The following is a 12,835-nucleotide window of genomic DNA, read 5'->3' on the forward strand; positions in this document are numbered from 1 at the left end:
CGAGATGTGGCGTGAACTGGCCTCAGAATTCCCGGACGTCGAGCTGCAGGACCCGGCCGCTCCCGACTCCCTGGCGGCCATCGAGGAACAACTCGGCCAGCCACTGCCCGAAGCTCTGCGCCAATTGCTGCTGGAGACCGATGGGATCGAGGCGGACTACGGAACCGAGGTGGCCTGGACGGCCGAGAAGATCCTCGAAGAGAATCGCTCCTTTCGCAGCGACGAAGAATTCCGCAGCCTCTACATGCCATTCGACGCACTGATGTTCTTCGGAGACAACGGTGGCGGAGACCAGTTCGCGTTCGTGCGCACCCCGGACCGTGACGACGTCTTCGTCTGGGACCACGAAACCGACAGCCGCATCTGGGTCGCACCGTCCTTGGAGCGGTATCTGCGCAGCGCACTCGGGAGCGGCGGGGACGACTGGTACAGGTAGCGGCTTCGGGTCGGTCGGTGACGCCCTCAGGAGAAGTCTGCTGCGGTGATGCCGTCGGGATGTCCGGACGGCCACTCCACCAACTCGATCCGGTAACCGTCCGGGTCCGTGAGCCACGACGTCTTCGGGCCGTGAGGGCCACCCGGATACTGGACAGGCTCCGGCTCCAGGCCGGCTTCGGTCAGCGTCTCCAGGGTGGTGGCCAACGCTTCCACCTGGATCGCGAGGTGGTCGAAACCGCTGCCCACGTCGACCGGTCCGTCGCCGGGGCGGTGGACCAGTTCGAGCGAGGCCGCCGGTTCGCCGGGGAACTTGAGGATCACGAGGCGAGCCGCGTCGCCGACGTCGACCCTGCCCAGTTCGGCGTACCCCAAGGCGGTGTAGAAACCGAGCGAGCGGTCCAGGTCGGTGACGCGATAGGAGACGAAGAGCGTCTTCACGCGGCCCCCTCGGGGCGGTGCACCCGGTAGCGGAGATGCGTGACGTCTCGGTCCTCGAGCCGTCGGACGAGGTCGAGTTCGATGTGATCGCCGCCCAAGTGGTCGAACAGCCGTCGACCGTCCCCGAGGAGGACCGGCACGAGGTGGATCTCCATCTCGTCCAACTGCCCGGCGCGGAGAAGTGCTTGGGCGGCCCCCGCCCCATGGACCATGACCGGCCGGTCCCCTGCGGCCGCGCGAGCCTGGCGGGCGCAGTCCTCGACATCGGTGACGAAACGCGCGTGGCCGGGTGGCACGTCCCCGTCATCCACCTGGTGGGTGAGGACGAAGATCGGCACGCCGTCGTGGTGATCGCCCTGCCAGCGCCCGGCGAGTTCGAAGGTCCGACGGCCGGAGATCAACGCGCCGGTCGCCAACGCCTCGCGGTAGACCTGGCCGCTCGGACCGTCGGACTCCCGGTCGTCCAGCCAGTTGAAGAGCCGTCCACCGTCGCGTCCGAGTTCCTGCCCCGGCCTATCGTCCGGGCCGGCGATAAAGCCATCGAGCGACATCGACATATACAGCCGAATCGGATTGTTCATCCTGGCCTCCCTCTCCCCTCCATGACGCCGGGATCCGGCGTTTCGTGATCCGCCGACGGGGCGGGATTGTCACGGGGAAGACTTCAGGCAACCAGCAAACTCATCGGCCCGACACGCCGGCCTGCTGCCGGGCCGAGGGGGCGCGCCTCGCCATCGCCATCGCCATCGCCATCGCCATCGCCCGACTCTCGCCGAACGCCACGGAAGCGTCCTCATCGTGACCGACGGACCGGACGGCGGCGCCGCGTTCCACCTACGCCTGCCACGAAGCGGGATCTGGGCACGTTTCGGCCAGACATGCCTTCCAGCGCAGGGCCCGTTCGGAATCATCCGGCAAGACCCTGCGCTGTCGCGCCGGCGGGCGATGCGGGGAAGGGGTGGCTCGAACGCTTGCCAGGTTCCTGCCGGTGCCCCCGCACCCCGGCGACCCCCGGTACCCCGTCCGTTCATGACGGAGCGTCAGTACGTCCCGGTGGGCAGCGCGAACGACAGTTCCTGGGCCGCGCCGGTGAGGGCCGGGTGGAGGCGGACGAGGTCGGGAAGCGAGGTGCGGAAGGCGGGGGCGGCGATGGAGAGGGCCGCGCGGGCCACGCCGTCGGGGCCCAGGACGGGGGCGCCGAGCGCGCGGATGCCGGGTTCGTGCTCCTCGTCCGCGACGGCGTACCGGTCGGCCCGCACCTTCTCGATCTCGGCCCGGAAACGCGCGCGGTCGGTGATGGTGTTGGGGCCCAGCGGCTCCAGTTCGAGGGTCTCGAGGAGTTCCTCGCGCACCTCGCGCGGGGCGAAGGCGACGAGCGCCTTGCCCATCGCGGTGCAGTGCACCGGCCCGTGCTTGCCGGGCTCGCCGCGGACGCTGACCTGCTGCGGCCCCTGCACATAGTGGATGTAGAGCTGCCTGTCCCCGTCGAGCACCGACATGAGCACGGCCTCGCGGGACAGTTCGGCGAGCCGGCGCATCACGGGCAGGGCCACGCCGCTGAACCCGTGCGCCTGCGAGACCCGCTGCCCAAGCTGGTACACCCGCAGTCCGAGCGTGTAGTGCTTGGTACGTCCGTCGAACTCGACGAAGTGGTCGCGGCCCAGCGACTTCAGCAGCCGGTAGCACGTGCTGGTGGGGTAGCCCGACACGCGGGCCAGCTCGGACAGGGTGACACCCGAGGGGTGCTCACCGAGCAGCTTCAGGACATCGAGGGCCTTGCCGACCATGTCGGAGGCCGGAGTTGGGGCTGTCATGAGCCCATCCTCCCACAGTTTTTCCGCATGGTGGCAAGAATTGCCGTCATTTGAAATCGATCATTGACATGCCCGTCGACTCAACTTCACACTCTTCTCGAATTACGGCATCACTTGCCACATCGCGGAAAGCCGTGCTTTCCCTGTGTGGCACCCCCGATGGCACCCCCATGTGGCACCTCCGATGGCAACGACGCCCGGAAGAAAGAGGCCCCGATGTCGCCCCGACCCTCCGCGGTCCCGACCGCTCCCGCATCACCCGCCGTCGCACTCAGTCCCCGGCGCTGGACCCGGCTGATGCCGATCGTCTTCGTCACCTACAGCTTCGCGTACCTGGAACGCTCCAACTTCTCCGTCGCCACCGCCGGAGGCATGGCCGACGACCTGCACATCACCGGCTCGGTCTCGGCCCTGCTGGGTTCGCTGTTCTTCCTCGGCTACTTCCTCTTCCAGATCCCCGGAGCCCTCTACGCCCAGCGGCGCAGCGTCAAGCGGCTCATCGTGCGCTGTCTGGCCGTCTGGGGTGTGCTGGCCACCGCCCAGGGCCTGATCCCGAACGTGCACGCCCTGATGGCGGTGCGGTTCGTCCTCGGCATGTCCGAGGCCGCCGTCCTGCCCGCGATGGTCATCTACATCACGCACTGGTTCACCGCACGGGAACGCGGCCGGGCCAACACCTGGCTGATCCTCGGCAATCCGGCCACCGTCCTGTGGCTGACCGTCCTCTCCGGCTACCTCGTCGAGTGGGTCGGCTGGCGCGGCATGTTCATCGCGCAGGGCGTCCCGGCTGTCGCCTGGGCCTTCGTCTTCCACCGCTTCGTCGACGACAAGCCCGCCGACGCCGCCTGGCTCACCGAGACCGAACGGGCCGACCTGGACGGCGCGCTCGAGGCGGAACAGCGCGGACTGCGCCCCGTCACCGGCTACGGCACCGCGTTGCGCTCGGCCAACGTCCTGCTGCTGTCGGCGCAGTACCTGCTGTGGAGCCTCGGCGTGTACGGCTTCGTGTTCTGGCTGCCGTCGATCGTCGCCAAGGGCAGTGACGAGGGCATCGGCACCACCGGTCTCATCTCCGCCGCGCCCTACCTCTTCGCCTGCATCGCCATGCTGCTCAACAGCCGTGCCTCCGACCGCGCCGGGCGCCGCGCCCGGTTCGTGTGGCCGTGGCTGCTGACCGGCGCCCTCGCCTTCTACGGCTCCTACCTGCTGGGCGACGACTTCTGGCTCTCGTTCCCGCTGCTGTGCGTCGCGGGTGCCGCCATGTACGCGCCGTACGGCCCGTTCTTCGCGTCGATCCCGGAGTTCCTGCCCAGCAACGTCAGCGGCGCGGCGATCGCGCTCATCAACTCCTTCGGCGCGCTTGGCGGCTTCGCGGGCAGCTATCTGATCGGCATGCTCAACGATGTCACCGGCTCCACCGCCGCCTCGTTCCTGACCATGGCCGCATGCCTGGCGGGCGCCGCCGCACTGACCCTCGCCGTCCGGCCGGCGCCGGTGAGGGCAGAGACAGAGGCAGAGGCAGACACCCTGCCGGAACCGGGAAAGGCCTGAGCAACCCCATGCGCATCGCTCGTGTCGCCCATGCCGACGGGGTGGACTACGCCGTACTGGCCCCGGACGGCGCGGTCGCCGAACTGGTCGCCGACCCGTTCGCCACCCCGCACCCCGTCCCGCTGGGCCGCCGGATCGCCCTGGCCGACGTACGGCTGCTCGCCCCGGTCGTCCCGAGGACGGTGGTCGGCATGGCGCACAACACCGGCCCCGACGACCGGCGGCTGCCGCCTCAGGCCTTCCTGAAGCCGGCCCGTTCGGTCGTCGGGCCGGGCGAGCCCATCCCGCTGCCATCCATGTCCGAACGTGTCGACGCGGAGGCCGAGTTGGCCGTCGTCCTGCGCGCGCCGCTCACCGGGCACACCCCGGAGACCGTGCACGAGGCGGTCCTCGGCTACACCGTCGCCAACGACGTCACCGCCCGCGATCTGCAACGTTCCGACCCGCTGTGGACCACCGCCAAGGGGCAGTACGGCTTCACGCCCCTCGGCCCCTGGGTGGAGACCGACCTCGACCCGGCCGACGTCCAGGTGGGCCTGAGCATCGACGGCCGGCCGCTGCGCCCGGCCTCCACCGCGCACCTGGCCCGCGGCGTCACCGAGATCCTCTGCCACCTCGCCGCCTATCTGCCGCTCGGCCCCGGGGACGTCGTCCTGACCGGCGCCCCCGGCGAGTTCGGACCGCTGCGTCCGGGCGGGCAGGCCGAGGCGACGGTCGCGGGGATCGGCTCCCTCGCCAACCCGGTGATCCACAGCAACCACCCGTCCCACCCAGGAGAGACCCCGTGCCCCTGACGCCCCCCGCCCAACTGCCGTCCCGCCTGGACGCGGTCACCTTCGGAGAGGCGATGGTGATGTTCCGCGCGGAGGACAACGGCCCCCTCTCCCAGGCCGACCGCTACACCCGGGCGCTCGCCGGGGCGGAGGTCAACGTCGCCATCGGGCTGAGCCGCCTCGGCCACGCCACGGCCTGGGCGGGCCGGGTCGGCGACGATCCGCTGGGCGCCCATGTCGTCTCCGCACTGCGCGGCGAGGGCATCGACACCGGCGCGGTCGACGTCGATCCGCACGCTCCGACCGGTTTCCAGCTCAAGGGCCGCGCCGACGTGGGCGACCCCGAGGTGGTGTACTTCCGCAGCCGCTCCGCGGGCAGCCGCCTGGCCTCCTCCCCCGCCGCCACCGCCCGGCTGACGGGCGCCCGGCATCTGCACGTCACCGGCATTCCGCCCGCCCTGTCGCCGATGGCGCGGGAGTTCACGTACGAGGCGATGGAGACCGCCCGTGCCGCGGGCCTCACGATCTCCTTCGACCCGAACCTGCGCCCCGCGCTGTGGCCGGACCGGGACGAGATGGTGCGGGTCGTCGGCGACCTCGCGGCCCGGGCGGACTGGGTGCTGCCCGGGCTCGGCGAGGGCCGGCTGCTCACCGGCCGGGACGACGCCGAGGGCGTGGCGCGCCACTATCTGGCGGCCGGAGCCCGCCGCGTCGTCGTCAAGGACGGCGGGCTCGGCGCGACCCGGCTGTTCCAGGACGACGGTTGCTGGGTCCAGCCCCTCTTCACCGTACGGTCCGTCGATTCCGTCGGCGCCGGCGACGGCTTCGCCGCCGGGCTCATCAGTGCCCACCTCGACGGGCTCGGCGCACCGCAGGCGCTGCGCCGTGCCGCCGCCGTCGGCGCGCTCGCCACCACGCGGCGCGGCGACAGCGACGGCCTGCCCACCCGCGCGGAACTCGATGAATTCCTCAAGACCCACGCCGCCGCCTGAACCACCCCCCCCCCGACCCCTCACCTCTCAGTCCTCAGCCCTCAGCCCTCAGCCCTCACCTTCAGGAGAACCCTTACATGGCCCTGCAGTTGCAGATCGCCCTCGACCGCATCCCGCTGGAGCGCGCGGTGCGGATCGCCGCGGCCGTGGCCCCGCACACCGACTGGATCGAGGTCGGCACCTCCCTGATCAAGCAGTTCGGTATGGAGTCGGTGCGGCAGGTCGTGGCCGCGGCCCCCGGCGTGCCCGTCCTCGCCGACCTCAAGACCGCCGACGACGCGGTCTTCGAGTTCGCCCTCGCCTACGAGGCGGGCGCCTCCTCGGCGACCGTCCTCGGCATCGCCGCCGACGCGACCCTCGACAAGGCGGTGCAACTCGCCGCCGAGCACGGCAAGGAGGCCGTGGTCGACCTGATGGAGACCACCGGGCCACGGCGTACCGAACTCGCAGCGCGACTGCCCGCGTCCGTGGTACTCGCCGCGCACATCGGCAAGGACGCCCAGCACGCCGGCACCGACCCCGCCTCCCTGCTCGGCGCGTGGAGCGCCGGCCGACGGCTCGCGGTCGCCGGTGGACTGACCGCCGAGGACCTGCCCGGCCTCGCAGGTGCGGGCGACCTGCGGGCGATCGTCGGCTCAGCCGTGACCGGCGCCGCCGACCCCGCCGCCGCGGCCCAGCGCCTGGCACGGGCGGCAGGCCGCGACTGACGTACGCACCGCGCACGACACAGGACACAGGACACGTACGACACCCCACCGGCACAGCACGCGCACAGCACTGCACGACACAGGAACGGAAGTCGCACGATCATGACCGACCACACCACCACCGATGCCCTCAAGACGCGGATCCTCGCCGAGATCGAGGGAGTCCTCGCGGCCCTCGACGACAGCGCCCTGGAGTCCCTGGTCAAGGTCCTGCTCGACGCCGAGCGGATCTTCGTGACCGGGGAAGGGCGTTCGGGATTCATGGCGAAGGCCTTCGCCATGCGGCTGATGCATCTCGGTTTGCCCGTGCACGTCGTCGGTGAGACCACGACGCCCGCGGTCGGCGCCGGCGCCACCGTGGTGGCGGTCTCCGGCTCCGGCACCACCGCGGGCACCGTCCGCGTCGCCGAGCAGGCGGTCGGGGCGGGCGCCCGGGTGCACGCCGTCACCACGGCACCCGACTCCCCCCTCGGCCGGTCGGCCGCCACCACGCTGGTGGTCCCGGCGGCGACCAAGTACCGGCGCCCCGGCGAGGCCGCCAGCGTCCAGCCCCTGTCCAGCCTCTTCGACCAGGCCACCCACATCGCCCTGGATGTCGTGGCGCTGCGGCTGGCCGGACTGCTGTCGGTGGACAACGAGACGGCACGGAAGGCCCACGCCAACACGGAGTGACGGCAGCGGGAACTGCGTCTGCGTGCACCGGCGAAGTAGGCGGCAAGTTACTGAGCGGCCTCTGTGAAGGGCCCGGCGGTGGGACGACGCAGTGGCGACGGACCGGGACAAGACCGTGGAGACTCTGGCGCTGCGCCATCAGGTCACGGTGCTGGAGCGACAACTGGGCGGGAACAGGCCGCAGTTCGAGTCGGCCGACCGAGTGTTCCTGGCGGCGTTGCTGCGCCTGGCGCGCGGAAATCCCGGCTGGGGCTACATGAGGGGGTACGGCGAGCTGCTCGTGCCGGGAGTGAAGTTGTCCTCCGGCAGTGCCAGTTCGGCCCAGATCACCTTTCCCTGGGGGGTGTACCGGGTCCCCCAGCGCTCGGCCATCTGCGACACCAGGAACAGGCCCCGGCCTCCCTCGTCCATCGTCGCGGCGTACCGCAGATGCGGTGAGGTACTGCTGCCGTCAGCCACCTCGCAGATCAGCGTACGGTCGCGGATCAGCCGTACGTGGATCGGCTCGGAGCCGTAGCGGATGGCGTTGGTGATGAGCTCGCTCAGGACGAGTTCCATGCTGAAGGCGAGCTCGGACAGGCCCCACTCGTCGAGCTTCTGGGACACGGCCTCGCGCATCCCCGCGACGGCGGCCGGGTCGAGCGGCACATCCCAGTCGGCGATCCGGTCGGGCGGCAGTCCCCGGGTGCGGGCGATGAGCAGGGCGACGTCGTCCTGGGGACGCCCGGGCAGTAGCTCGTCCAGCACGGCCTGGCAGCTCTCCTCGGGCGTCCGGTCGGGGTGGCCCGCGAGGGCATCACGCAGCAGTTCCATTCCCACGTCCAGGTCGCGCCTGCGGTCCTCGATGAGGCCGTCGGTGTAGAGGACGAGCTGGGCGCCCTCCGCAAGCTCCAGCTCGGCGGTCTGGAACGGCATGCCCCCGAGGCCGAGAGGAGGCCCGGTCGGGAGGTCCGGGTAGGTGACGGTGCCGTCGGGGTGGACGAGCGCGGGCGCCAGGTGCGCCGCACTCGCCATGACACAGCGGCGCGTCACGGGGTCGTAGATCGCGTACAGGCAGGTGGCCCCCACGACGCCCGTGACACCGTCCGCACCCACCTCGTCCTGGTCCTCGTCCTGGTCGATGCGGCCGACCAGGTCGTCCAAGTGGCTCAGCAGCTCGTCGGGCGGCAGATCGAGCGTGGAGAAGTTGTGCACCGCGGTCCGCAGCCGCCCCATCGTGGCGGCGGCGTGGAGGCCGTGGCCGACCACATCGCCGACGACCAGCGCCACCCGGCTCCCCGGCAGGGGAATCACATCGAACCAGTCTCCGCTCACGCCCGACTGGGCGGGGAGGTAGCGGTAGCCGATGTCGAGGGCGCTCAGCTCGGGCAGGGCCCGCGGCAGCAGGCTGCGCTGGAGGGTGACCGCCACGGCGTGCTCGCGGGTGTAGCGGCGGGCGTTGTCGATGCTGACCGCGGCACGGGCCACCAGTTCCTCCGCCAGCGACAGCTCCTCCTCGTCGAAGGGCTCGTGCTGCCCGGAGCGCCAGAAGTTGGCCATGCCCAACACGACGCCGCGGGCCTTGATGGGGGCCGCGATGAGGGAATGGATGCCGTAGTCCATGATCTCCTTGGTGCGCACCGGGTCCTGGGCGTGCCAGCCCGTGGCGGTCGACAGGTCGGTCACCAGCTCGGAGTGGCCGCTGCCGTAGCCGCGCGCCTGGGGGGTGGAGGGCAGGAAGTCGATCAGCCGGCCCTTTTCATAGAGCGGATGGTCGTCCCGGATCCCGCGCACGGCCGTGCGTCGCATGATCGTCGTGGCCGGGGTCGGCTCCTCGCCATGCAGTACGGCGTCGGCCAGGTCCACGGTGACGAAGTCGGCGAAGCGAGGGACGGCGACCCGCGCCAGCTCCTGGGCGGTGTACAGCACGTCCAGGGTGGTGCCGATGCCGAGTCCGGCGTCGTACAGCAGCTTGAGCCGTTCCCGTGCGATCTCGGCCTTGCCGGTCACGGCCCGCAGCTCGGTGAAGTCGCGCAGCGTCACCACCGTTCCCTTGGGACCTCCGCCGCGATCCGTCGGCCGCTGGTTGACCGCCAGCAGCCGCTCTCCGGCGAGGTGCACCTCGTCGGTGACCTCGCGTCCGGAGGCGAGCAGTGCCACCGTCTCGGGGTCGAGGTTCGACAGTTCCGACACGAACCGTCCCTCGACGTCAGGGGGCAGCTCCAGCAGCCGTCTGGCCTCGTCGTTCGCCAGCAGCAGCCGTCCGTCGCCGGCGACGATGAGTACCCCTTCGCGCACGGAGTGCAGTACCGCGTCGTGGTGGTCGTACATGCTGGTCATCTGGTCCGGGGCCAGGCTGTGGGTCTGCCGTCGCAGTCGCCTGCCCACCAGCGCCGTCCCGCCCGTGGCCACCACGAGCGCCCCGGCCCCTGCGCCCAGGATGATCGGTAGTTGCCGGTCCATCTGAACGGTCACGTTCTTGACCGTCAGCCCGGCGGAGACGAGGGCCACCACTTTGCCGTTGGCGTTCTCGACAGGGACGGTGGCCTGCACCTCGCGGCCGAGCGGGCCGTGGACGCTTTCCGTGTAGACCTTCCCTGCCAGCGACGGTCCGATGGTGCCCACGAACCGCTTGCCGATCCGGTCCGGCAGGGGGTGGGTGTAGCGGATGCCCTTGGTGTCCATGACCACGATGAAGTCGACGCCGGCGGTCTTGCGCCCCGCCTCGGTGAGCGGCTGGAGAATCCTGGTCGGGTCGGGGCTCCGCAGTGCCGCCAGGACACCGGGAGAGTGCGCGAAGGTCTGCGCCACGGCTACGGAGCGGCGCGTGGCCTCGGTCTTGGTGTCCCGCTCGGACTGCAGGACGAGGGCGAACACGGCGCAGGCCACGAGCATCACGACCACGGCCACCTGGAGCACGAACACCTGCCCGGCTACGCTTCGCGGGCTCCTGCTGACCAGCGGCCGGAACGATAGGCGTCGAAAATGGGCGAAAAAACTCGCCATGCAAACCTTTCTAGCACCGGCGATCCCGAGTGGCCAGGGCCCGCCCGAGGGATGCTCCCCACCTGGCGAGACCTTGGGTGACTGTAATGATCACGCGTTGCGATGATCGCCGTGATCCGCCCGTCGGCATGGTCCCGCTCGCACCGGCGGCCCCTGGGACGGCCGGACGGTGAGGGTGTCGTCCGGGTTCCGTTCGACGCGTGAGCCGTAGGGCCGGCTGATCCGGCCCAGAACGCCCTGCACCCACCGCGAGTCCTCGGCCGTCGCGCGCTCCAGCCGCATCCGCCGGGACCGCATCGGGGCGATACGCACGTGGAAACTGCCGTCGTCCGGGTCGACGGTGACGAAATACAGCAGCCGGAGTTCGTCCCGGTACTCCTCGTAGCCTCCGATGCCCTCGTAGTCGTTGATCAGGTCGCCGCAGCCGTGGATGATCAGCTTTCCCCGGTACGACTCCAACGGCCGTGGATGGTGCGAGGAATGCCCGTGCACGACGTCCGCGCCGCCGTCGATGAGCGCGTGGCCGAAGCGGATCCGGTCACGCGGGACGAGGTAGCCCCAGTTGGAGCCCCAGTGGACCGAGACGACGAGGATGTCGCCCGGCCGCTTGGCCGGGCGCAGCCGGGCGGCGATCCCGGCCGCGGCGGCTTCCGACGGCTCGGCGACGAAGTCGACCCCGCTGCGCTGTGCCGTGGCGGCCCAGCTGCGGGGTATGCCGCTGGAGGCCATCCCCATGGAGAAGACCAGGACGCGCCGGCCGCCTGCGACGGGCACGATCGCGGGACGCCGGGCCTCGTCGGCGTCGCGCCCCGCCCCTGCCGAGCGAAGCCCCGCGTCCGCCAGGGCGTCGAGGGTCTCCTCAAGGCCGCGGCGGCCGTAGTCCAGCACATGATTGTTGGCCAGGGCGCAGACATGAGGATGGGCGGCGGCCAGGGCGGGAAGGTTGGCCGGGTGCATCCGGTAGTGGACCTCTTTGCCGGGCGCGATCTCGTCGCTCTGCGTGACGGCGGTCTCCAGGTTGACGATCCGGACGTCCGGCGCCACCCCGGCCATGACGTCCGGCGCGTCGCCCCAGGGCCAGGAGAAGTCGACCGGCCGGGGAATCCTGCCGTTCGCCGCCTCGGCCAGCTCCACGTAGGCGCGGGCGTCCTTGATGTACGACTCCGGCAGCGACGGATCGCCGGGGTGCGGAAGGATCTGGTCGACTCCGCGGCCGAGCATCACATCGCCGGCCAGGCACAGCGTGACGAGGTCACCGCCCATTCCTCCAGGCTAGGCCCGTCCGGCGAGTATTGCTTCCGGGTGGCAACGGGAACCCGTTCGCCGCCCCTGCCGTGTGGCTCGTGTGGCTCGGGTGGGGGCAACCGCCGGCTCCGGGCCGCAGAGTTCCGCGTAGACAGCCGAGCGGCGAGTGCGCGTCAGCTGGTGGTGAGAACCATCCGGAAGCGGGCGGCGCCGGACATCATCTTCTGGTACGCCTCATCGGTCTGCTCCAGCGACATGACCTCGACCGTCGGGCGGATCCCGTGCAGGGCACTGAACGCCATGGTGTCCTCCACGTCCTGCGCGGTGCCGGACGGGTGGCCCCGGACGATCGTGCCGCCCAGGAGCAGCTGGGTCGGGCTGATTCCCAGCGGCTGGGGGTCCGCGCCGATGACCACCAGCTCACCCCGAGGGGAGAGTCCTCCCACCGTCGCCGTGATGGCGTCGGAATTGGCGGCGGTGGCCAGGACGACCTTGGCGCCGCCGAGGGATTGCAGGGCGTCCGCGACGGGGGTGTCCGCCGTGCTGTCGATGTAGTGGTGCGCGCCGAGCTGCTTGGCGAAGTCCGCTTTGGCGGCTCCGCGGGCGATGGCCACGGTCTCGAAGCCCATCGCGGCCGCGTACTGGACCCCCAGGTGGCCGAGGCCGCCGATGCCGAGTACGGCGACCAGGTCGCCCGGTCGGGCGGAGCTGCGCCGCAGCGCGTTGTACGTGGTCACGCCCGCGCAGGCCATCGGCCCCGCATCGGTCGCCGCCAGCGCGTCGGGGATCCGGGCCAGGGCGTCCACCGGCGCGATCACGGCCTCCGCGTAACCTCCGTCGTACGCCCAGCCGGGGACCTTCAGGTTCTCGCAGACGATGAAGTCGCCCTGCCTGCAGGGCTTGCAGTGGCCGCAGCTGCCGCCGAACCAGCCCACCGCCACCCGGTCGCCCACCTGCCGTCCGTTTTGCGTTCCTTCGCCGAGTTCGTCGATGCGCCCGGCGATCTCATGCCCGGGGACCAGCGGGAACCGGACGCCCGGCAACTCGGCGTTCACGAAATAGGAGTCGCTGTGGCAGATCCCGCAGGCGTCCACCGCCACCCGTACGTGGCCTGGGCCCGGCTGCAGCACCTCACGCTCGACGATCTCGAACGGAGCACCGGCGGCGGCGACCTGCGCGACTCGATAGGTGTTCATCTCGATCCCTCCCGGGAACTGGCA

Annotated in this window: 12 protein-coding genes; 6 read left to right on the forward strand and 6 right to left on the reverse strand. The window is 70.9% G+C overall.

Annotation, left to right across the window (positions count from 1 at the left end; all coding sequences use genetic code 11):
* The first annotated feature begins 4 nt into the window (after nt 1-4).
* Complete coding sequence (locus EOT10_RS18640; RefSeq protein ID WP_127829368.1) at nt 5-436, forward strand: SMI1/KNR4 family protein; 432 nt, start codon at nt 5-7, stop codon at nt 434-436.
* A gap of 26 nt (nt 437-462) precedes the next feature.
* Here EOT10_RS18640 and EOT10_RS18645 read toward each other — a convergent pair whose 3' ends face one another.
* The 3 genes from EOT10_RS18645 to EOT10_RS18655 all read right to left on the reverse strand — a co-directional run bounded on the left by EOT10_RS18645 (nt 463) and on the right by EOT10_RS18655 (nt 2,690).
* Nucleotides 463-876, reverse strand: a complete 414-nt coding sequence (locus EOT10_RS18645) for a VOC family protein (protein ID WP_127829369.1) — start codon at nt 874-876, stop codon at nt 463-465.
* Nucleotides 873-1,457 (reverse strand): dihydrofolate reductase family protein, encoded by a 585-nt coding sequence (locus EOT10_RS18650; RefSeq protein WP_127829370.1) that lies wholly within the window; start codon nt 1,455-1,457, stop codon nt 873-875. The genes EOT10_RS18645 and EOT10_RS18650 overlap by 4 nt, the downstream gene beginning before the upstream one ends.
* Nucleotides 1,458-1,916: 459 nt before the next feature.
* Complete coding sequence (locus EOT10_RS18655) at nt 1,917-2,690, reverse strand: IclR family transcriptional regulator (RefSeq protein WP_223281057.1); 774 nt, start codon at nt 2,688-2,690, stop codon at nt 1,917-1,919.
* 216 nt (nt 2,691-2,906) lie between these two features.
* Between EOT10_RS18655 and EOT10_RS18660 the strand changes: the two genes are divergently transcribed.
* The 5 genes from EOT10_RS18660 (at nt 2,907) to hxlB (ending at nt 7,385) form a co-directional block, all read left to right on the forward strand.
* A complete protein-coding gene (locus EOT10_RS18660) occupies nt 2,907-4,241 on the forward strand; it encodes an MFS transporter (protein WP_127829371.1) in 1,335 nt (444 codons plus the stop codon).
* An 8-nt stretch (nt 4,242-4,249) separates the two neighbouring features.
* Nucleotides 4,250-5,035 carry a fumarylacetoacetate hydrolase family protein gene (locus EOT10_RS18665; RefSeq protein WP_127829372.1) on the forward strand — a complete coding sequence of 262 codons (786 nt, stop codon included), beginning with the start codon at nt 4,250-4,252 and terminating at the stop codon, nt 5,033-5,035.
* Nucleotides 5,026-6,006 (forward strand): sugar kinase, encoded by a 981-nt coding sequence (locus EOT10_RS18670; RefSeq protein WP_223281058.1) that lies wholly within the window; start codon nt 5,026-5,028, stop codon nt 6,004-6,006. Before EOT10_RS18665 ends, EOT10_RS18670 begins: the two co-directional genes overlap by 10 nt.
* 77 nt (nt 6,007-6,083) lie before the next feature.
* The gene (locus EOT10_RS18675) at nt 6,084-6,713 is read left to right on the forward strand and encodes an orotidine 5'-phosphate decarboxylase / HUMPS family protein (RefSeq protein ID WP_127829373.1); all 630 of its coding nucleotides are present in this window, start codon (nt 6,084-6,086) and stop codon (nt 6,711-6,713) included.
* A 102-nt stretch (nt 6,714-6,815) separates the two neighbouring features.
* Nucleotides 6,816-7,385, forward strand: a complete 570-nt coding sequence (gene hxlB, locus EOT10_RS18680) for a 6-phospho-3-hexuloisomerase (protein WP_127829374.1) — start codon at nt 6,816-6,818, stop codon at nt 7,383-7,385.
* Nucleotides 7,386-7,637: 252 nt separating this feature from the next.
* On the opposite strand, the gene EOT10_RS18690 is transcribed toward hxlB, so the two are convergent.
* The 3 genes from EOT10_RS18690 to EOT10_RS18700 form a co-directional block, all read right to left on the reverse strand.
* The gene (locus EOT10_RS18690) at nt 7,638-10,370 is read right to left on the reverse strand and encodes a SpoIIE family protein phosphatase (protein ID WP_127829375.1); all 2,733 of its coding nucleotides are present in this window, start codon (nt 10,368-10,370) and stop codon (nt 7,638-7,640) included.
* A gap of 90 nt (nt 10,371-10,460) precedes the next feature.
* Nucleotides 10,461-11,633 (reverse strand): CapA family protein, encoded by a 1,173-nt coding sequence (locus EOT10_RS18695; protein ID WP_127829376.1) that lies wholly within the window; start codon nt 11,631-11,633, stop codon nt 10,461-10,463.
* 155 nt (nt 11,634-11,788) lie between these two features.
* Complete coding sequence (locus tag EOT10_RS18700) at nt 11,789-12,811, reverse strand: alcohol dehydrogenase (RefSeq protein WP_127829377.1); 1,023 nt, start codon at nt 12,809-12,811, stop codon at nt 11,789-11,791.
* Nucleotides 12,812-12,835 lie beyond the last annotated feature (24 nt).

Origin of the sequence: Streptomyces antnestii, from assembly GCF_004005495.1 — a bacterium.
Lineage (GTDB): Bacteria > Actinomycetota > Actinomycetes > Streptomycetales > Streptomycetaceae > Streptomyces > Streptomyces antnestii.